General features: G+C 46.6%; 16 protein-coding genes and 2 pseudogenes. 11 read left to right on the forward strand and 7 right to left on the reverse strand.

Annotation, left to right across the window (positions count from 1 at the left end; translation table 11 throughout):
• The first annotated feature begins 12 nt into the window (after window positions 1–12).
• The 4 genes from EHV08_RS02885 to EHV08_RS02900 all read left to right on the forward strand — a co-directional run bounded on the left by EHV08_RS02885 (window position 13) and on the right by EHV08_RS02900 (window position 5481).
• A complete protein-coding gene (locus tag EHV08_RS02885) occupies window positions 13–942 on the forward strand; it encodes a T9SS type A sorting domain-containing protein (RefSeq protein WP_004364594.1) in 930 nt (309 codons plus the stop codon).
• Window positions 943–950: 8 nt separating this feature from the next.
• A complete protein-coding gene (locus EHV08_RS02890) occupies window positions 951–2441 on the forward strand; it encodes a S8 family peptidase (RefSeq protein WP_126677886.1) in 1491 nt (496 codons plus the stop codon).
• 81 nt (window positions 2442–2522) lie between these two features.
• Entirely contained in the window at window positions 2523–3812 is a 1290-nt protein-coding gene (locus tag EHV08_RS02895) for a DUF6383 domain-containing protein (protein ID WP_203227042.1), read from the forward strand.
• Between the two features lie 145 nt (window positions 3813–3957).
• A complete protein-coding gene (locus EHV08_RS02900) occupies window positions 3958–5481 on the forward strand; it encodes a S8 family peptidase (protein ID WP_051040201.1) in 1524 nt (507 codons plus the stop codon).
• A gap of 188 nt (window positions 5482–5669) precedes the next feature.
• Here EHV08_RS02900 and EHV08_RS02905 read toward each other — a convergent pair whose 3' ends face one another.
• From EHV08_RS02905 to EHV08_RS02940, 7 genes and pseudogenes are all read right to left on the reverse strand, one after another.
• The gene (locus tag EHV08_RS02905) at window positions 5670–6098 is read right to left on the reverse strand and encodes a plasmid mobilization protein (protein ID WP_004364588.1); all 429 of its coding nucleotides are present in this window, start codon (window positions 6096–6098) and stop codon (window positions 5670–5672) included.
• A 213-nt stretch (window positions 6099–6311) separates the two neighbouring features.
• A pseudogene (locus EHV08_RS11495) lies at window positions 6312–6407 on the reverse strand (DUF3408 domain-containing protein); the annotation flags it as partial.
• A 2-nt stretch (window positions 6408–6409) separates the two neighbouring features.
• Window positions 6410–6724, reverse strand: coding sequence for a helix-turn-helix domain-containing protein (locus EHV08_RS02920; protein WP_004365213.1), 315 nt, complete (start codon window positions 6722–6724; stop codon window positions 6410–6412).
• A gap of 3 nt (window positions 6725–6727) precedes the next feature.
• A complete protein-coding gene (locus tag EHV08_RS02925) occupies window positions 6728–6997 on the reverse strand; it encodes a helix-turn-helix domain-containing protein (RefSeq protein WP_004365206.1) in 270 nt (89 codons plus the stop codon).
• A 701-nt stretch (window positions 6998–7698) separates the two neighbouring features.
• The gene (locus EHV08_RS02930; protein WP_004365205.1) at window positions 7699–8169 is read right to left on the reverse strand and encodes a DUF1896 domain-containing protein; all 471 of its coding nucleotides are present in this window, start codon (window positions 8167–8169) and stop codon (window positions 7699–7701) included.
• Window positions 8170–8190: 21 nt separating this feature from the next.
• Entirely contained in the window at window positions 8191–9453 is a 1263-nt protein-coding gene (locus tag EHV08_RS02935) for a site-specific integrase (RefSeq protein WP_004365204.1), read from the reverse strand.
• A gap of 3 nt (window positions 9454–9456) precedes the next feature.
• Window positions 9457–10677 (reverse strand): site-specific integrase, encoded by a 1221-nt coding sequence (locus EHV08_RS02940; protein WP_126677887.1) that lies wholly within the window; start codon window positions 10675–10677, stop codon window positions 9457–9459.
• Between the two features lie 299 nt (window positions 10678–10976).
• Between EHV08_RS02940 and EHV08_RS02945 the strand changes: the two are divergent.
• The 7 genes and pseudogenes from EHV08_RS02945 to EHV08_RS02970 all read left to right on the forward strand — a co-directional run.
• Window positions 10977–12110: pseudogene (locus tag EHV08_RS02945) on the forward strand (DNA topoisomerase); the annotation flags it as partial.
• Between the two features lie 92 nt (window positions 12111–12202).
• Window positions 12203–16822 carry a DUF2958 domain-containing protein gene (locus EHV08_RS02950; RefSeq protein ID WP_126677888.1) on the forward strand — a complete coding sequence of 1540 codons (4620 nt, stop codon included), beginning with the start codon at window positions 12203–12205 and terminating at the stop codon, window positions 16820–16822.
• Window positions 16823–16832: 10 nt separating this feature from the next.
• A complete protein-coding gene (locus EHV08_RS11780) occupies window positions 16833–16967 on the forward strand; it encodes a hypothetical protein (protein ID WP_006948342.1) in 135 nt (44 codons plus the stop codon).
• Window positions 16968–17079: 112 nt separating this feature from the next.
• Window positions 17080–18333 (forward strand): site-specific integrase, encoded by a 1254-nt coding sequence (locus tag EHV08_RS02955; RefSeq protein WP_126677889.1) that lies wholly within the window; start codon window positions 17080–17082, stop codon window positions 18331–18333.
• 40 nt (window positions 18334–18373) lie between these two features.
• Window positions 18374–19693, forward strand: coding sequence for a site-specific integrase (locus tag EHV08_RS02960; protein ID WP_126677890.1), 1320 nt, complete (start codon window positions 18374–18376; stop codon window positions 19691–19693).
• A 14-nt stretch (window positions 19694–19707) separates the two neighbouring features.
• Window positions 19708–20193 (forward strand): DUF1896 domain-containing protein, encoded by a 486-nt coding sequence (locus EHV08_RS02965; protein WP_126679398.1) that lies wholly within the window; start codon window positions 19708–19710, stop codon window positions 20191–20193.
• A gap of 24 nt (window positions 20194–20217) precedes the next feature.
• Entirely contained in the window at window positions 20218–20523 is a 306-nt protein-coding gene (locus EHV08_RS02970; protein WP_126677891.1) for a hypothetical protein, read from the forward strand.
• Window positions 20524–20718: the final 195 nt, after the last annotated feature.

The following is a 20718-nucleotide window of genomic DNA, read 5'->3' on the forward strand; positions in this document are numbered from 1 at the left end:
AATTCATATGATATGAGATTTCTTTTTACATCCATATTAAGCATCCTACTCGTTTCTGTTTCCCATGCGCAGACAAACGTCATAGACGGTCATGAGTATGTGGACATGGGATTGCCCAGCGGTACCCTGTGGGCAACCTGCAACATCGGCGCTGAGTCTTCCATAGATTTCGGAGACTACTTTGCATGGGGAGAGACAGAGCCTAAAGAGGAATATACTAATGAGAATTACAAATTCTTTGAAGGATACAAGGAGATTCCCGGAGTTGCCTATTACACGTTATGCACGAATATCGGAGAAAATATCTGCGGGACGGAATACGATGCAGCAAGGGTAAAATGGGGCGGACGATGGCGCCTGCCTACTTTTGAGGAGGTAGGGGAACTCGTGAGACTCTGCTGGAATAAATGGGAGGAAGTGGACGGCATTTGGGGCAGACGCTTCCATTATGGTGCAAATGAAAACACCCTGTTTCTTCCTGCTGCCGGATACGCTGCTACATATCAAGGGACAACATATCGTAACCAGAATTGGAAAGGATATTGTTGGACCGGAACGCTTCATAGAGCAGAAGGAGATCCTGATGATCTTATAACGAAAGCCAAAGATATAGATTACGATTCAGGCAGTGTTGGCAGAAGATCTAGCAAGAGAACAATCGGTCTTCCCATTCGTCCCGTCATCAATCTCAAAGAAACCGGTATTGACGATATTGAATACAAGCAGACTATCCGTATGGCATACCATAACGGCTCGATAGAGTTGAGTTCCATAGCGAACTGCGACCACATTGACATTCTCAATATATACGGACAGAAAGTTCTCTCCTCGTCCGTGACGGCAAAGAACATCGATGTGCCTCAATTTTCAAAAGGCATATATATTTGCACTTTGACAAAGAAGGGCAAATCAATTTATACACAGAAAATAATCATTAAATAGTATTTGCAATGAAAAAGACAATCATATTTCTTTTGTTCGCATTGGCTGTGAATATAGTGTCCTATGCTCAGGATGCATTTTATTATTATGATGGGAAACGGATTCCTCTGACGGAAAATGCTTCCAAAATTGTAGTAATCTCCCCTCTCGCCGGCAATGCGAGTGTCAACAATTGTAATCTGCAATTTGAAAAGAATATTTCAGACAGCAGAAGCAAAATAGAAGTTTATAAGGTTAGGTCTTCTATGACAGCCCAAACAGTCAAATCGCTTGCATACGCTTCAGTCTCCAATCCTGTCTCCATACAGTCTTGCTTCGTAACTGAGGACGGAAAGGAACTTATCCCGACAGGATATATCGATGTAAAGCTGAAATCGGAAAAAGATTATCCGGCTCTGCAAAGTACTGCAAGACAATACGACTGTGAAATTATAGGGCAGAATCCCTTTATGCCACTATGGTATAGCCTGAGGTTATCGGAAACCTCTGGAAGAGATGCAGTAGTGGTGGCAAACTCGATATATGAATCCGGAAAGTTTGCATCTTCCTCGCCGGGCTTCTCTTTCGATGCCCTTGAAATTTCCTATGATCCGAACGTCCTCAATCAATGGGGACTGTACAACTCGACATATGAAGGGATGGATATTTCTGTCAGCCGGGCATGGGGATACTCAACAGGGCGCGGCATCACGATTGCCATTGTCGATCAAGGCATAGATCTTGCCCATCAGGATCTGGCTGACAATATCAGCAGTTTGAGTTATGATACGGAAACAAAAAGCTCTCCCAGCAAGGTTTACGGTGCCCATGGTACACATTGTGCAGGAATTGCAGCAGCTGTAAGGAATAACGGGATACAGGTGGCAGGAGTAGCCCCGGATGCCACCTTAATGTCTATCAGCAACACCCTGTCTGGTTCAACTGAATTGGAAAGCAATCTGGCGAATGGAATAAATTGGGCTTGGCAGCATGGTGCGGATATCATCTCTTGCTCATGGTGGTGTTCCGATAAGGATATAGTCAAGGAGGCAATCGACTTGGCTCTGTCAAGAGGTCGAGAAGGTCGAGGATGCGTGTTTGTGAAGTCGGCAGGCAATACAAGCGGTCCTATCTCCTTCCCCGGAGACTATCGTCCGGAAGTGATAGCTGTTGCAAATATGAAACAGGACGGGACGCTTTCGACAACCTCTGCCTACGGGTCGAACATGTTCGTTACGGCTCCGGGCACTTATATTCTGTCAACAGTACCCGGAAATGCAGTTACATATATGGGAGGAACGTCCATGGCGGCTCCGCACGTGGCAGGATTGGCTGCCTTGATACTTGAACGCAATCCCCAACTTTCTGCTTATAAAGTTAGGGAAATCATCGCAAAGAATGCGAAGAAAATCGGGACATACGCATACGACACCAACAAGGCATTCGGAAGCTGGAACGAACATTACGGCTATGGGTTGATAGATGCCTATAAAGCCGTTGTCAATACACCCCGTCGCTGATTTTACGGTCTTTTGCAGACTTCCCCATACGGTAGTTCAGACCTTAATATTAATAAATTAATTCAAAGAAAGGAGCTTAATATGAAAAAGCATTTATTCCTCGGTATTGTCGGGCTCTGCATGTCCGCAATATCCGCTTACGCCAACGAGGTTGCAACCTTAGTACCTCAGGAGTGCAGCATTGAGAATAAGCTTGTCTATGAGCCTATAAATCAGGTTCACATGGAATTTACGGCTCATGTTGACATATCCAAAGACGCCAAGGCGACCATAACCTGCGGAGACAAGACAATGGCAACCGGTGTGATTACCTCCGATACTTATATGGAGAAAGGCATCGCACTTGTTACCTTTGAAAAACTTGTCCTTCCCAAGGGCAAGTCCTACAAGTTGGAAATTCCGGCGGGGGCAATCTTCCTGAAGAGCGCGCCCGACGTAAAAAATGGAGACCTGAAATTTGATTTTGAAGTCCCCGAAAAGATCATAAGTACTGAGTGCTCGGTGGAAAACGGTTCTTCGGTAGAAACCGAAGAGCATATCTGGTTCTACTATGGGACCGAGACTGAGCCTGTGGGCAGCCCCACCATGACCCTGTACCGCGAGGGAGTGCCCGTAAGGACATTCGATGCGCATGTGGGCTGGGACTGGAACCTGGGGCAGGCGTATGCCGACTTCGGGATGAAGATGAATTTTGAGAAAGGCGTCCACTATTCTCTCGTAATGCCAGAAGGTAGTCTGAGCCCCAGATTTCGCACGGACATCACCAACGAAGAGACGAGAGTGGATTTCATCGGTGGATATACAAAGCCGATAGAGCCGATAACCTATGTATGGTGTAGCCTCTTTGACAATCACGGCATTGACGTGCTCGGCGAGGTGCGCTTTTACTACAGGCAGGCCGTCATGCTTTCGTCAGACCCCAAAATTCAATTGTTCGACACCGACAACAAACTGATCAAGGAGGTCACGCCCACGCTGTCCGAAGATGAGGATGGCAGGTGGGGCCGATGGATTGTTTCCTGTGATTTCGGTGGGTTGAGAGTCCCCGAAAAAGGCTGCAGTATCGTGATCCCCGAGGGTACGGTAATCTCAGCTGACGGCAATGTGTCGGTAAATGCCAAGAACAGTTTCGATGTGAACATCGGCACAGGACTCGGCGGTGTGTCTAACGGCAAGATGGAAATCAAAGCGTCAGACAGAAAAATAACGATAATAGATGCACCGATAGGCGCGACGGTATGTATTTATTCAACGGACGGAAAGAAAGTTACCGACCATATTGTTACTTCACGGAATTTCGTTTTGAACCTGACGTCAAACGGTATTTATGTTGTTTCCATTGACGGGAAATCATATAAAGTCGTCATTTGACGGTAGTACGCCTGTAACAGACAGTTGACATTCTGTCCATGCGGCATGCCTTAGTTCCGTCAGGATCACAGCTTGTTTGCATGGGCAGAATATAAATACGGAGGATTTTTATATAACAGACAGTCTTAATTCTTAAATTTAGAATATGATGAAAAGGATTTTATTATTCATGGCACTGGTGTCAATCACTGCCTCAGAAGCCATTTCCCAATCGGCATATTATTACTTCAATGGCAATAAAATTTACATTGCGGAAAATGCGCGAAAAGTCTGCGTAGTAAAGGATAAAAAAGGTAATAAAAAGGGGGCAAGTTTCCAACCTGCAAAAGAATCTTCAGGGTTTAAAGTCTCCCAAACCATTAAAGACAACATATACGACATAACCGTATATGAAGCTGGCAGGGGAAATGAAGGTCCGCCATCGCTGTTGAAGACCATGAAAGAAGCGGCAGAGGCAGACAATGCCATGGTACTTCCATGCTATAAGAACGAGTACGGGGATGAATTGGTTTTGACCAATTATCTCAATGTGGAATTGAAGAAAGAATCAGACTATTCTTTGTTGCGGGAAAAAGCGATGGAATACAACCTTGTCATTACGGAACAGGACAAATTCATGCCACGGTGGTATATTCTTTCCATAACACCCAACACGGGAAAAACATCCCTGGAGGTGGCAAATGAATTGTATGAGACGGGGCTGTTCGCATCATCCGTCGCGGATTTCTCTTCAAATGACCTGTATTGTTCCTATGACCCGTTGGTCGGAAGTCAATGGGGGCTGTATAATTCCAACTACGCGGATATGGATATTTCAGCGTGCGCCGCATGGAATTATGCCACCGGACGAAATATCAAGATAGGCGTGTTGGATCAGGGAATTGACATGGACCATATTGATCTCGTAGAAAATGTCTCAAGCTTGAGTTATGACACGGAAACCAACACCTCCCCAAGCATATTGTATGGTGATCATGCCACACATTGTGCAGGGATTGCCGCGGCAGTAAGGAACAATGGCATACATGTGGCAGGTGTCGCCCCGGACGCGAAACTTGTTTCCATCAGCAACTCTTTACACGGTACCACCAACAGTCGCATAAGAAGGGCTGACGGCATCAATTGGGCATGGAGAAACGGAGTGGATGTCATCTCCAACTCTTGGGGTTCTTCCACACAACACGCCGCCATTAACCAGGCGATATACAATGCCTTCAAGTATGGCAGAGAAGGAAAAGGCTGTGTCATCGTGTTTGCAGCCGGAAATGACTGGAGACGTCCTGTCAGTTATCCCGCAAACTGCAACGACACCATTATCGCTGTTGGTGCGATAGAGAAGACAGGCAGTTTGGCTCCATACTCAAATGTTGGGGAAAAACTGGACGTTGTGGCTCCGGGAAGCGACATCTTGTCGACCATGCCCAACAACATGACCGGAGAAATGGATGGAACTTCCATGGCATGTCCCCATGTGGCAGGATTAGCAGCCTTGATATTGGAAAGGAATCCGTCTCTGCGAGTTACGGAAGTGAACGATCTTATTGAAAAGAACACGAAAAAAATAACAGTCGATTATTCTGTGATTAAAAAGAATGGTTCTTGGAATAACGATTTCGGATACGGGCTGATTGATGCATATAAAACACTAGTGAACACTCCGAGAAGATAGTTCTTGCTTGTTATGAAACTAAATCTCTGACAACAGACGAACAAAGTTATGTATATGGCTTAGAAATCATGGCAAAGGTCTCCCCCTATGACATATTGTAGTAGCAATAAACAGAAAGTCATACCACAATATGGCTTTCTGTTTCAATCACAAAATACCTGGCTCTAAAGAGCGTAATATTAATACTTTCATAATCTCTCCCGATAGTCAATGGTTAAACTCACTGCTTTCTCTTGCAAGGCAGTGAGTTCTTTTGTCAAACCAATAAGCTCCCGCAACAATGCCTGTATGCTTTTCTCTGCCGTATAAAGGTGCATTAAGCGTACGACCTGATTGTAGTTTGTGCCTATCTTATGTACTTGGACTGTAAGTTCAGAGAGCTTGCGGTGGTACTCCACGACGGACCTATCTACTGTTATCACCTTGAAACTCTCTCCGAGTATTCGGGCGCGAACAAAATCGGACTTGCTCACCGCACCCGACTTGTTGTACAGGTCAATGGCACGCAACTGGTCTTTTACATCGGGCATACGGGTGTCCCATCTGTCCCAGCGTGGCACTTCTACGGTATTTCGGTGTCCGTAACGGTTGTTATTGGCTATTTCTAATTTGGGCATAATCTTAGTTGTTTTGTTTGCTATCTAATCACGACTTTGGAGTGATTTAATCCCCCTTCGGGGCAAGGGTATTTGTGGTACAAATGGCAATTTGTCGGACAAAGACACACCTTGCTGCTGTAGCAAGAAAGAGATTGATAAGCCCCTGCTGTGTTACTGCATTCTGTGAATGTGGTAACTCTGCGCAGGCTTGCATTCGAAGAATTCAGTACTTCAGAGTTTCCGCCATCTTTCCACATCATCTTTGTATTGGCCAAGGTGTTCCCGAAGCACCTGCTCCACATATCCCGAAACGTTCACTCTCTGCTCCTTTACACTTGCCATGGCTTCTTGGATATCGGGTTATAATGTCTTTCAAGCATAGCCTGTATATCGCTCTGCCTGTAGAGTATCTTCCCTCCGATTTTGCAGTAGGCAATCGTACCGTTGTCCCGATAGTCCTGAAGGGTTCGGGGACTCAGCCGTAACTGCTTGCAAACCTCCTCTCCTGTGAGGTAAACCTCTCCGCCTAACATCGGACGGGCTGTAGAGCAATAACGCTCCAATTTCTTCAATATGCCCTCCATTAACTGTGCAAACATCTGCATCTGAGGGTCTTGCTGTGTAATGATTTCGTTCTCTGCCATAATTTATTTAGTGTTTGAGTTCAGTAACTCTGTGATGTCGCTTTCCTTATAATAGCATTTATGCCCAATGATAGAGAAAGGGATCTTGCCTGTGTCCCGATAGGATTGCAGGGTGCGCTTGCTGATGCCGAGCCTGCGACATACGGCTTCATTGTCGAGCCATTCGTCCGCTTCAGGCGGATTGCCGATAAGCTGTTCGATACGGTGGATAAGATCTGTAAAGTCGGAACAGTGTCGCTCCCATGCCTTGCGGTCAATAATGATAAGTTTCATTGCATTCATTTTGTTTTGATTACGTTGTTATTACTTAGCAAACAAACTCATATACAGTCTGTTGCCGTTATTATCGTGTGCAAAGGTAAGCCTATGACGGCATAGAAAAAAGGGACAGAGAAAAGCAGGGAAACAGAGGGAAGGCAAAGGAAAACGTGATGTGTAAAAGACAAAAACAATGGGGAGATATAAATGATTGCGGTAATGAGATGAGGTGTCGGTTCGTTCCATTTCAGCGAAAATGTAAGCAACTAACTCTCGAACATTCGATTATTCGACATATCGAACGTTCTATTGTTCGAGAAATAGATTGTCCGAACGATAGATATATTGAACGAAAGTGAGAGTTCTCTACCGAACTACAGAGAGATTGACCAATCGTCCGTGCGGTTGACAGGTAGAATATTTGTTTTATCGCTTGCGTCCAAAGAGCCTGAGTATGCCGTATTCGTTCGGGCATTTTCCTTTGGAGGTTAGCCTACTTTTGCAAGGTTGGAGCGAAAAATACGACCGCACAAAAGATTAGTTTTTGCAAGTATGACTGTATCAAAGTGCAGAGAAAAGCCCTGCGGTGGAGATTTTTCGCTCCATCCGCAGGACTCGACCTTGCAAGTAAGTAAAGGCTACCGTCATACCTTTGCCCGACCGATTACGGTTTCAGGGCTTTGCATGAGGCTGTTTATAAGATGCAGACATACGTTTTATCTGTCTGTCTGACCGACTGTCGGCAGATTATTGCTCTCAATGAGCAGCACTATCGTGCCTGTTAGTTCGGTGTAAAGGCGGTCGTATTGTCCGCTTGCGGCAAATATGTCCGTCAAACCGAACTTGTCGAATGTGGCTTGAACAGCCTCATTCGATAACAATATGGGTGCGAGCTTCTCTGGGAGCGGAGCAGGCAGTTCCCTTTCAAATTCGTTTTCCAACACAGATACAAGCGTATCGTACTTGGAGAGATGCAAGCCCTGGTACAAAACCTCGCTTGCCATGCTCTCCGCCTCGGGGTGCGTGAAGCCCTGCGCCACAGCATCGCAGTAAGTGGTCAGAGCCATATCTGCCCGTGCTGTGATAAACTCCGTATCTTGTAACCTTTCGGGGTGATGTTCACTCATATAACTTCTTAATTTCAACTGAAAGTAGGAAAGTTCCTTTGTATTATTATCTGTATTCATTTTGTAGGTATTTGTTGATTTCTAAAATGTTGATGCCACTTGTCGTTCTATGGATTCGGTGTAATCAGAAAAAGCCTTGTTTTCACGCTCCTGCAATCGGCTCATATCCTCTCTGATTTTCAGGTCGGTAATTTTTCCATAAATCTGTGTCGTACCAATGTCGCTGTGTCCGAGCATCTTACTGAGCGTCTCCATTGCCATACCGTTGGAAAGGCAGATGGTCGTGGCGAAAGTGTGGCGAGCCATGTGAAAAGTCAAGCCATTCTCTATCTGGCATATCTGACCAATGTTTATACAGGCGAAAGAGGCCTTGCTGACGTTCAATGTAGGAAATATCAACTCATCGGGTTGCTTCCCTTTTATATGAATATCAAGTATCTCCTTTGCGATGGGCAGAAGTGGAATGATGGCTTCCACGTCCGTCTTTTGCCTTTTGATGCGTATCTCACAAGTTCCGTCATCATAATGGTGGATATGCCTTGGGGTCAGTCGCAGCATATCCACACGAGCCAATCCCGTGAAGGCACAGAAAATGAAGAGTTGCCTTGCCCGCTCGAACTGCTTGTTGATAATGGGCGTTTGCAAAATGCGGTTGAGCTCCTCCGTTGTAAGATACCTTCTCGTGCCGTGTGGCTTTTCCGCCTTGAAATCCACAAACGGGTCTCGGCGGATGTATTTTTTCCGTTGCCCGATGCCTATGAGCTTTCTCAGGAAGACAACCGTCATCTGAATGGTGGCGGATGACAGTCCGCGCTTGCTTTTCAGGTAGAAGTCCAATTCCTCTATAAAGCCATAATCCAACCGTGAATAGCAAATATCCGACACCCCGAATTTATCCTGCAGAAACGACACTATGAGTTGCCTGTCATAGATGTAGTTGCGAAAAGTGGATTGTGCAATGGTCACTCCTGCACAAGGGCGTTTTTCCTCTATAAAACGGTCTGCCTCTTCTATGAGCATGCCATTGCTTTGTGAATCCTCCATCAGCCTGCTTTTGAGCAGTTCTGCGCTCACGTACCCCTTTTGCCAGACCAGCTCATTGTATTTGGCTTGCATCTGTCCTTCCTTTTCTGTCAGTATGCGGTTGATGCTCTTCATTTCGTCAAGGTCGCCTTTGCATCTGCCATGCTTTGCGTCCCAATTGTCAGGATTGATTTCCAGCCCCATGCTGTATTGTACCTGCTGCCCGTCTATGGTGATTCGCCCCATTATCGGGCATTTGCCGTTCTTCTTCAGTTTGGAACGGTTAATGTAGAACAATGTCCTGAATGTGCTGCGTGCCATAAGCTATAATTTTAAGGTGAATGTGTGTTCTATCTGCAGTTGAATCTTCTGCATATCCTGTCTGATTCTTTCGGAATTGACCGCTGCATACACTTGTGTCGTTCTCAAATTGGTATGCCCCAGCATACCGCTTACGGTTTCTATCGGGACACCCGCCGACAGGGTGATGACCGATGCAAAGGTATGGCGGGCCATGTGGAAGGTCAGCGGAGCTTCCATACCGATGCTTCTCTGTATGTAGTGCATTGCATTGTAAACCACGTCTCTTGTGGGAACGTCAAACACATATCCTGCACGTATGCCCCTGTATCTTTCCATAATGGTCTTGGCAGGAGGGAGAACCACTACGCGAAAAGGAGTCTTGGTCTTGACACGCTTGTTTTTGATACATAGCCTGCCTTCCTCAAGGATGATGTTTTCCTCTTTGAGATTGCGTATGTCCGAAATTGCAAGACCGCTGAAGCAGGAGAACACGAACAAATCACGGACGACACGGTATTTCTCCCATCTGATGGGCAGATCGATAATCTTTTGCAGGTCGTCCTGCGTGATGTTTCTCGGTGTTCCTTTCAGTTTCTCGTAACTGTAGCTAATGAACGGATACATGTCTGTCATGCCATTTTTGACTGCCTTGTTCACGACCGCCTTTAAGGCAGACAAGGCACTGCATATGCTGCCACGCTTCAGTTTCCTGTCTATTGTCAGAAAGTATTCATAGCCTTCTATAAAGGAAATATCCAACTCCATAAGCGGAATATCACTTAACTTGTATTTCCTCCGCACATACTCCCGAAGAAGCGTTTGCTGATAGGTGCGCAGCTCCAAAGTTTTCATAGCCCGGTCTATGCCCACTCTTTCCTCAATCTGTCTGAGGTATTCAGCATAACACTCTAAAAGCATTGCATTTTGACAAAGCTGTCCCTGATAGGCATTGCGCACGTCCGCAGCCGAGAATGTCTCTCCCCTTTCGCAGAGTTCCCGATAACGAGCGTGAACGAGTGCGGTGCATTCATTCAAATACCGGTTGATTGAATTTGCGATGGCACTCTTGCCGAGAAGACGTTGCTTCCTGCTGTCCCAAAGAGACAATGGGATTTTCTTTTTGGCGGAAAAGGCGGAATGCCTCCTGCCTAGTTCTATCCGTCCGATAAGCGGCACCATGCCTTTTTTGTCCGCTCGTCCTGCTTGAACGAAGAACGACACTTTCAGTTTGTTTTCTTTCATTTCTCTGTCGTTTTTTCTAAATTTCCTTTGCATGCAAAGGTACATACATTCAAGTGCTCCAGAGCGATGCAAAAAAATGAAAGATGAGGAATAAAAACCTATGACACAGTTGTTTAGCTTCGATTCGTAACCCATTTTTGCTTTTTCCCTGTTGGGTTACGATTTGGTAACGGAACTCCTGCCGTTTTTCGCCTATCCTTGCCATTCCATAAAAAGCAATAAAGTGCATAAATTGCTATTATTCAGCAGATTTCGTTTTTGTTTGTCCTTTCTTCTTTCATTGTCTTTATTCTATAAACTATCCCCGCACTGGCAGCCGATACATCAGCGAGGATGTCTTCGAGGAAGTCCCCGCCCTGCTGCGCAAGATAGGCAAGACACTTTCAAATCCACTTAACCGCCATTCGGTGGACAACGCAAAAGTAACCGACCACCACGCCATCATCCCCACGGGGGAGACGCCAACGGGCTTATCTACGGATGAAGCGAACATATATAATATGGTAGTAACTCGCTTTTCCGAAGCCTTTTCTTCTGATTCCGAGGAAGAGCGTATGCAGGTGCGGTTTACGGACGGCACCAACACCTTTACTTGGAAAGCATGTAGGCAGATTTCCTTGGGTTGGAAAGCCGTACAGAAAAGTAAAGAAGTGGAAGCTGAGAAGGAAGAAGATGGTAAAGAACAGATTTTGTCTTCATTGCCTAGCCTAACGGAGGGAGAGGTTTTGCCACTTGTTTCTGCTGAAATAACCGAGCATAAGACTAAACCTAAACCGCTCTACACAGAAGCGACACTGCTTTCTGCGATGGAGAACGCCGGAAAAGAGGTCGAAAATGCAGAGAGTAAGAAAGCGATGGCAGAGTGTGGTATCGGAACACCTGCCACCCGTGCCAACATCATCGAGACGCTTATTCTCCGTGATTATATCCGAAGGGACAAGAAAGCCATCATACCGACAGAAAAAGGCCTAGCTGTCTATGAGATTGTCAAGGATAAGAAGATAGCCAATGCGGAGATGACAGGCAGTTGGGAACTTGCCCTTGCCGCTATTGAAGCAGGAAAGATGCCATCTGATAAGTTCTCACAAGGCATCAACTCTTATGTAAGTACCATCTGTGAGGAACTCCTCTCACTTTCTTCAGAGCAGAAGTCTTATCCTGTATACCGCTGCCCAAAATGCGGACAGCAGAGTGTCGGCATTTATGCCAAGGTAGCTAAGTGTAGGCATGAGACCTGTGGATTTCACGTGTTTCGTGAAGTCTGCGGCATACTTCTCTCTGAAGATAACATCCGTGACTTGATAAGCTCCGGTCGTACGCCTATCCTTAAAGGACTGACCAGCAAGGCAGGCAAGAAATTCAATGCCCGACTGGTTTTGAAGGATGATTATACCACCACCTTTGAGTTTGAACAAAACAAAAAACGGAAATAGCATATTACTTCATTTCTGATACTAAAGTCCGGAATTACGGTCAAGTTTTGGTATCAGAGTGATTATTCCCATAATAGAATAAGTTATACCTTATGGCATACAATAAGAAAGAAGTCCTGCAAGCCAACACAGAAGCTATCCGTGTGGTCTTGCGATTAGAGAAAGAACGCCGCGAAGCCACCGAAACAGAGAAAAGTATTTTACGGAACTATCAGGGCTTCGGTGGCTTGAAATGTGTACTCAACCGCACAGATAACCTCGATGACATACGCTATTGGAGCAAGTCAGAGCAGAATCTCTTTGAACCTACCCAGCAGCTCAAGCAGATGATTTATCGTGAAGCCTTAGATGCCAATACCGCCAAGCGGTATTGGGAGGGCATCAAGGCAAGTGTACTGACCTCCTTCTATACCGATACCCGTATCGTCACCGCCATTGCCGATGCTCTCACTTCTGTAAATGTACCCATACGTCGATGTTTGGATCCTTCGGCTGGCATGGGTGCCTTTGCCGAAACCTTTGCAAGGCAGGCTGGAGTTGTAGATGCAATGGAGAAGGACTTGCTCACTGCACGTATCAGCCAAGCCCTGCACCCCTATGGTAAAGGCAACGTGTTCGTTAGAAACGAGCCTTTTGAAGCCATTGGAGAGATAGAAGACAAGGACAAGTACGACCTTGTTACAAGTAACATTCCTTTTGGAGATTTCATGGTCTATGACCGAGAGTATAGCAAAGGTAAGGACACTCTTAAACGTGAGTCCACACGTGCCATTCACAATTACTTCTTTGTGAAAGGTCTGGACTGCGTCAAGGAAGGTGGCTTGCTGGCATTCATCACCTCACAGGGTGTATTGGACAGTCCCCGCAATGAAGCCATACGCCGTTACCTCATGCAGAACAGCCGCCTTATCTCCGCTCTCAGACTGCCATCGGGTATGTTTTCAGACAATGCAGGAACGGACGTAGGCAGTGACCTCATCGTCCTACAGAAGCAGACGGGTAAAGAAATCGGCGAAGGAATTGAACAGCAGTTCGTAGAAACCGTTTCCGTTGCTAAGGAAGAAGGCTCTTCTGTCGTCTTCAAGCATAACTCTCTTTTTGTAGGAGATTGGAAAGACATATCTCATCGCACCATTGCCACAGAGCGTATAATGGGTACAGACCCTTATGGAAGACCTGCATGGGAGTATCGGTTCTCAGGAGGGATTGAGGAAATGGCAGAAAGTCTCCGAACACAACTCTCCCTTGAAATGGGACAACGTATCGACCGTAAACTATATGAAACAGGTATACCGATGACCAAGGAAGAATGGCAGGTGAGGGTTAATGAAATGCTGCAAAAATTAGGAGTTACCGTGCAGGCGGAAGGAAAACCGCAAATGCTGGAAATAAAGGAGGAAGACGATACTGATGCCCATAACCTCATGCCCGACAGTATCAGGAAACAGTTGCCAAAACTTTACAGCACGGAAAAGGAACTCATTGGCGATAAGATAGCCTATGCACGCTATTTCTTCCCTATGGGAGCATACACAGCCTACCTTCTGGAATATGACCCTAAGAGCCGCATTGGCTTCGGTGCCGTGACAATGGGTTACGGCTGGGAGCTTGGCAATATGTCCCTTGATGAGATGGAAGGTGTGAAGGTAAGAGGACTGGGGATTGAACGCGACCTGTATTTCTCTCCTAAGAAATTGCACGAGATAGCCGAGTTGGAAGAAATCGTCAGGGAACAATATACCAAAGAAGAGGTGGTGGCAGAGGAAATCAAGGAAGAAGCGGTAACAAATACAGAAGACACGGTTAAGGAGACGGTGAACGGTACTTCTGAAATCAAAACGCCCAAGGAAGAATTAGAAACTGAAACAGGAATTAATGTCGGACAAGTCATAGGGCCGAACGATTTTACCATTACCAAGGCACAGGCAACAGAAAATACCGTTTCCAATGGAGAGACTACTCCATTGCAACCACCATCATCGGAGTCTGTACCACAGCAATCTGTGTCAGAGCAACCATCCATAAACGTTGAACCTGCACCCGAAGGTGTACCCGCCTTGACACTTCACCGACAATACGAACAGGAAAGGTCGGAAATCCGTACGGATATTGAAGCCCCAAGAGAGATGAACGGACAGACGGTGTTCTTTGACGACGATCATCATCCAGTGGTGGACAACAACATGGAAGACATCGGACAACCGGAACAGCTGTCACTGTTTGCCCCGGAAGAATACAGCCTTTGGACAAGAGAGGTCAGCCGTGTGAACAATGAAATCAAGGATAATTCAGGAACTTCACAGGCGCACCGTCCTATAACACAAACTGTTCCCCAGAAACCATCGGAGTCCAAGATGCAAAAGGCAGCGACCATTCTTCAACGGCGTACCCGTAGTAGCAGGAAAAAGGCTTCTTCCTCTCCACGTGAGCCGTCACTTTTCGACTTCATGAACGAAGCCGAGGAGCGCAAGCCAAAACCGATAGCGGAAGTCAGAAAGGAGTTTGACGCTTCACCACGCCCTTTTCTCTCTTCGCCGGACTCACATCTAAGAAATGGCTCCATTGTCGTGCAGAAAGGGCAGGTGGGGTTTCTTTCTGACTTAAAGCGACATCCGACCTTCAACCCGATGGACTTGCCGTATGCGCAGCTTTCCCGTCTCAAAGCCTATATCGAGATACGGGAGTGCTATCATCGTCTCTATGACTACGAGGCAGAGAACCATGCAGAGGACAAGGAGGATCGCAGCAGACTCAATCACTTGTATGATGACTATGTTGCACGCTGGGGCTACTTCAATCAGAAGACGAACACCGACATCATCAAGATGGATGCTACAGGCGTGGAAATGCTCTTCTTGGAACGCTCCGAGAACGGCAGGTACATCAAGGCGGACATCTTTGACCATCCAACGGCATTTTCCACCACGGAACTGACCGTTGCCGCAGACCCGATGGAGGCACTGGGTGCATCGCTCAACAAGTACGGCACGGTGGAACTTGACTACATGAGTTCGCTTTTACCTGATATGGAGGAAAGCGACATCATTTCTTCCTTGGAAGGTCGCATCTATTACAATCCCGAAGAGAATGCCTATGAAGTGGTGGACAAGTTCATTTCGGGCAATGTAATAGAAAAGGCGGAGCGTATCGAGTCGTGGCTCTTGGACCATCCCGAACACGAAGAAGCAAAGCAGAGCCTTGCTGCCCTGCGTGCAGCCACGCCAACACCCATTCCATTTGCAGACCTTGACTTTAATCTCGGTGAACGCTGGATACCTGCCAAAGTCTATGGCAGGTTCGCCTCGGAGTTCTTCGGGACAGACATTGGCGTGTCCTATCATTCCAACATGGACGAGTACAGCATTGTATGTGACCATAAGAATGCCAATATCTGGCACAAGTATGCCGTACAGGGGGAGTTCCGCCGCTATGACGGTATCAATCTCTTAAAGCATGCCCTGCACAATACCATTCCCGACATCAACAAGAGCAAGGAGGTGACGGACAAGGTTACGGGAGAAACCAAGACCATTAAAGTAAGGGACGGACATGCCATACAGATGGCAAATGCCAAGATAGAGGAAATCAGACAGGGCTTTGTTGATTGGCTCGGACGGACACCTGACACGTTCAAGCAGCAGTTATCCGACCGTTACAACCGCCTTTTCAACTGTTTTGTGCGACCTAATTTTGACGGTACGCATCAGACTTTTCCCGATCTTGACCTCAAACGATTGGGTATTGATGACCTTTACAAGAGCCAGAAGGATGCTGTGTGGATGCTCAAAACCAACGGCGGCGGTATCTGCGACCATGAGGTGGGAGCGGGTAAGACACTCATCATGTGTACGGCTGCTTACGAGATGAAACGGTTGGGACTGGCAAACAAGCCGATGATTATCGGTCTGAAGGCAAACGTCTTCGATATTGCCGATACTTTTAGGAAAGCTTATCCTAATGCTAAGGTACTCTATCCAGGTAAGAACGATTTTAATAAGCAGAACCGCCAACGTATCTTCAACGACATCAAGAACAACGATTGGGACTGCATCATCCTCACGCACGAGCAGTTCGGTATGATACCGCAAGCATTGGAGATACAGGAAGCGATTATGCAGAAGGAACTGGACTCCGTGGAAGAGAACCTCGAGGTGTTGCGGCAGCAAGGAAGAGACATCTCCCGTGGGATGCTCAAAGGATTGGAAAAACGCAAACAGACGCTTGAAGCCAAGTTACAGAACATACAGGACAGCATCGCCGAGCGCAAGGACGATGCTGTAGACTTCAAGATGATGGGTATCGACCATTTGTTCGTGGATGAGAGCCACCAATTTAAGAACCTGATGTTCAACACACGCCACGACCGTGTGTCGGGCTTGGGCAATCCTGATGGCTCACAGCGAGCCTTGAACATGCTCTTTGCCATACGTACCATACAGGAGCGGTCGGGCAAGGATTTGGGAGCCACTTTCCTTTCAGGAACGACCATCAGCAACTCACTTACGGAGCTGTATCTGCTTTTCAAATACCTGCGCCCGCAGGCTTTGGAGAAGCAGGGTATCAACAGTTTCGACGCTTGGGCAGCCGTCTTTGCCAAGAAGTCGACTGACTACGAGTTCTCCATCACAAACGACATCATTCAGAAAGAGCGGTTTAGGACCTTCATTAAGGTGCCGGAACTTGCCGCCTTCTATGCGGAAGTATGGGAGTAGAAAGCAGGAAATGGTACAAAACTCATATCTGACTGACACACAGTGGGTATTGCTTGTTTCTTCATTGGGTTGCATCATAGAAAATGGGCAGAAAATGGAGCGAAAAGGAGGGAGTTCAGTTACCAAATCGTTCGACAAACGATGAAAGGAAAAGGATAGCTGAAAATGGTAACTAAAACGGTGTTTTCTCTTTCATTATCAATGTTTTGCATCGCTCAAAGTTCCTCGAAGAAGTGTAATTTTGCAAGCAAAAAACAATGGAAAAAGAAAAAATGAAGCTGCTTTTCTACCTCAAAAGAGGTACGCAGGACAAAAACGGAAAAAGTCCCGTTATGGGACGCATCAGCGTTGGTCGTTCAATGGTTCAGTTCAGTTGCAAATGTGCCTGTACCCCAAAGCTTTGGGATAGTCGCAAACAGCGACTTGTGGGAAAGAGTTCCGAAGCCGTATCAGTGAACAGGGAACTTGACCGACTGCAAGTAAGCATCCATCAAGTTTATGAATCGCTTTCGGGCAAGTTGAACAACACTGTTACGGCAGGGCAGGTAAGGGAACTTGTATTCGGGTTAAACAGCGAGTCGCAGGGGCTGCTTCATCATACAGACGAGTATATCGACCGCTTCCGTGAGCGAGTGGGCATAGACCGCAGCGAAAGAAGATTGAAATGTCTGCTACTCTTCCGCAAGCATCTGTCTGAATTTCTGAGATGCCGCTACCATGTGGACGATATTACCGTGCAAAAAGCCGATACAGCCCTTATCAAGGACTTGGAGGAGTATTTTGCCAAAGAAAAGGGGTTTAAACTCAACACTTCGGCTGGTTATCTTACTATGCTGGCATCCCTGCTCAAAGACCTGCACAAACGGCACATCATAGACACCTATCCTTTCATCGCTCACTCTATCCGCTGGGACGTGGGTACACCCCGATACATCACAAGGGAGGAAGTAAACAGGGTAGCGGCATTAAGCGATAACGAACTGCAAGGCTACGAGCAGGTATCAAGGGATATGTTTCTCTTTTCGTGCTATACCGGTCTTTCCTATACGGATGTGTACCACCTCACGGCAGAGCATATCATCCACGAGTCCGATATGGATTGGATACGCAAGCCGAGAGTGAAGACGGGCAACCTATGCCACATTCCGCTATTGCCCGAAGCGTCCGCCATCATCGAGCGGTACAGGGGTATCCATACAAGGGCGTTCCGTCACGAACCGCCCAAAGGGTATCTGCTGCCCATACCGGGCTGCGATACGGTGAACATACACCTCAAAAAGATAGCACGGCTTTGCGGTATTCAGAAAACGCTGACTTTTCACATGGCAAGGCATACCTTCGCATCGCAGATGACGCTTTCAGAAGGCGTGTCTATCGAAAGCGTATCGAAAATGCTCGGACACAGCCAAATAAAGACCACACAAGTGTATGCGGAGACTTCTCCAGAGCGTATTTTTCGGGATGTAGAGAGGATTATTCCTCTCATTGCACAATATCGTCTGACTAACTAGAAATTATAAGGAATACAAACGATAAAACATACATGGAAAAATGAAAAGTACATTTTCAATTCTATTCTATATAGACAGAAGCAAGACAAATGAGAATAACGAGTGCATTATACGCTGCCGTATCACCTGCAACGGTGCGTCTGCTTCATTCTCAACAGGATTGCACACCTCTCCCGTTGATTGGCAATCAAAGATAGGACGTATAAAAGTGGCAGCTAACAGAGCGAATGGTGTCAATCATCAACTGGACTCAATAGATAAACGACTTCACGCACTCTATGAACTCACGTTAAGAGAAGAGAACTACATCACGGCAGAATATCTTAAGGAGCAGTTCCTGCATCAAGGCAAACCTACCCCATCACTCATAGAGCTTTACCAAGCTGTCTGCGAAAGTAAGGAGGAATTGCAGGGTAAGACTATAGGAAAGGCTACCGTCAGGGCTTTTAGGGACAGCAGGAAGAGCTTTGTACAATTTCTGAAAACAAGGGGAAATGAGGACTGTCTTCCCAAAGAAGCCGACAAGGACCTCATAGAAAGCTACCGTCTGTTCATGCTTAGGGACTTAGGAAACAAGGAGAGCACCGTCTCCAACCGTCTGCGCCACCTGCATCAGGTCATTAGAAAGGCACAGCAGGAGCGGTATATCCATGCAGACCCTTTTGAACTGATAGACATTGAAACGCCCACCTACGAGCGCAATGCCCTCACTTCTGACGATTTACACAAACTTCTCTCATATCGCCCTCATCGCTCGGTGGACAACCATTGCAGGCTCATCTTCCTTTTGGGCTGTTTCACGGGGCTGGCATTCTCAGACTTGAAGAAACTCCGAATGGACGATGTTTATACATTCGGGGATGGGCGTAGGTACATATCGCTCTGTCGCACAAAGACACAGAACAGGAGCATTGTCCCCTTATTGCCCATTGCCGAAGAGATACTCACCATTGTCAGCGACGGACGAAAGGAGGGTTTGCTCTTTCGTGAGTTCCCCACGAATAGCCATTTCAACCGCAAGATAAGGGACATCATCATCAAGGCAGGACTCCCACCTCATACCGAAGCCACCTCGCATACGGCACGACATACCTTTGCGACAACTATCTGCTTGGAGAACGGCTTGCCGATAGAAACCGTCAGTAAAATGCTCGGACACCGTTTCATTTCCACCACCGAACTCTACGCAAAGGTCAGCAAGAGTAAGATTGCCCGTGAGATGCAGCCACTCATGGGCAGCAATATCACAAGGAAACTTAGAGAGGCTTTGCGTGTCTGCCCGCCAAAAAAGCCAAGCGGAGAGCAAGCAGTTTTTCCTTTGGCTGCAAAGCAACCATCATTGAATATCAACGCTAAATGAAGATGAAGATAAAAATGAAACAGCACAACAAACAGGAACTTTCCTACTTTCGGTTGAAATTAAGAAGTTATATGAGTGAGCATCACCCCGAAAGATTGCACGACACGGAGTTTATCACCACACGAGCAGACATGGCTCTCACTGCTTACTGCGATGCAGTGGCACAAGGCTTCACGCACCTCGAAGCAGAGAACATAGCAAGTGAGGTATTGTATCAAGGCTTGCACTTTTCCAAGTACGACACGCTTGTTTCTGTCTTGGAGAACGAGTTTGAGGGGGAACTGCCTGCACCACTCCCTGAGAAGCTTGCACCCATATTGTTGTCGAACAAGGCTGTTCAAGCCACATTCGACAAATTCGGTTTGACGGACACATTTGCCGCAAGCGGACAATACGACCGTCTTTACACCGAACTCACAGGCACGATAGTGCTGCTCATTGAGAGCAATAATCTGCCGACAGTCAGACTGACGGAGGAAGCAAGCCCGAAGGCGTTGTAAGCAAAGGCGCACGCAAAGTCCCTGATGCCGTTTCTTATCGTGCAAAGGTACAACGGCAGCCTGTCTGCCCTGACAAGGTCGAGTCCTGCGGATGGAGAGAAGAATCTCCACCGCAGGATTTTTCTTTTTCAAGGCAGTATTGCCATTTTCTATATTCGTGCGGTCGTATTCATCTCTCCCAACCTTGCAGGGCTGGGCTGCCGTAGAGAGCATTGGCACGACAAGAATACGGCATACTCAGGCTCTTTGGACGCAAGGCGTAACAACCAACAACAGATAGGACTGACGATAATACGGACAATCTGTTGTTTGTACAATTTGTTGTCATGACTATCTGTTGTCAAAACTATATATCGTCAAAATAATCTATTGATAAAACTATCTATCGACACTTCGATATCTCGATTTGTCGAACTATCGAATTATTGATAAAACAACAAAATAATAAAAGGAACGAGCTGGCACCTCATCTCATTACCGCAATAACACAGATGGATCTCCTTTGGTCTTTTCTCTTGTTTTCTC

Source organism: Prevotella koreensis (assembly GCF_003977605.1).
Lineage (GTDB): Bacteria > Bacteroidota > Bacteroidia > Bacteroidales > Bacteroidaceae > Prevotella > Prevotella koreensis.

Bases quoted from the DNA above. Each gene is read 5' to 3' on its own strand.
- EHV08_RS02965 (WP_126679398.1), top strand. From the start codon at position 19,708: ATGAAACAGCACAACAAACAGGAACTTTCCTACTTTCGGTTGAAATTA.
- EHV08_RS02895 (WP_203227042.1), top strand. From the start codon at position 2,523: ATGAAAAAGCATTTATTCCTCGGTATTGTCGGGCTCTGCATGTCCGCA.
- EHV08_RS11780 (WP_006948342.1), top strand. From the start codon at position 16,833: ATGGTACAAAACTCATATCTGACTGACACACAGTGGGTATTGCTTGTT.
- EHV08_RS02940 (WP_126677887.1), bottom strand. From the start codon at position 10,677: ATGAAAGAAAACAAACTGAAAGTGTCGTTCTTCGTTCAAGCAGGACGA.
- EHV08_RS02960 (WP_126677890.1), top strand. From the start codon at position 18,374: ATGAAAAGTACATTTTCAATTCTATTCTATATAGACAGAAGCAAGACA.
- EHV08_RS02925 (WP_004365206.1), bottom strand. From the start codon at position 6,997: ATGAAACTTATCATTATTGACCGCAAGGCATGGGAGCGACACTGTTCC.
- EHV08_RS02890 (WP_126677886.1), top strand. From the start codon at position 951: ATGAAAAAGACAATCATATTTCTTTTGTTCGCATTGGCTGTGAATATA.
- EHV08_RS02935 (WP_004365204.1), bottom strand. From the start codon at position 9,453: ATGGCACGCAGCACATTCAGGACATTGTTCTACATTAACCGTTCCAAA.
- EHV08_RS02920 (WP_004365213.1), bottom strand. From the start codon at position 6,724: ATGGCAGAGAACGAAATCATTACACAGCAAGACCCTCAGATGCAGATG.
- EHV08_RS02885 (WP_004364594.1), top strand. From the start codon at position 13: ATGAGATTTCTTTTTACATCCATATTAAGCATCCTACTCGTTTCTGTT.
- EHV08_RS02955 (WP_126677889.1), top strand. From the start codon at position 17,080: ATGGAAAAAGAAAAAATGAAGCTGCTTTTCTACCTCAAAAGAGGTACG.
- EHV08_RS02950 (WP_126677888.1), top strand. From the start codon at position 12,203: ATGGCATACAATAAGAAAGAAGTCCTGCAAGCCAACACAGAAGCTATC.
- EHV08_RS02930 (WP_004365205.1), bottom strand. From the start codon at position 8,169: ATGAATACAGATAATAATACAAAGGAACTTTCCTACTTTCAGTTGAAA.
- EHV08_RS02900 (WP_051040201.1), top strand. From the start codon at position 3,958: ATGATGAAAAGGATTTTATTATTCATGGCACTGGTGTCAATCACTGCC.
- EHV08_RS02970 (WP_126677891.1), top strand. From the start codon at position 20,218: ATGCCGTTTCTTATCGTGCAAAGGTACAACGGCAGCCTGTCTGCCCTG.
- EHV08_RS02905 (WP_004364588.1), bottom strand. From the start codon at position 6,098: ATGCCCAAATTAGAAATAGCCAATAACAACCGTTACGGACACCGAAAT.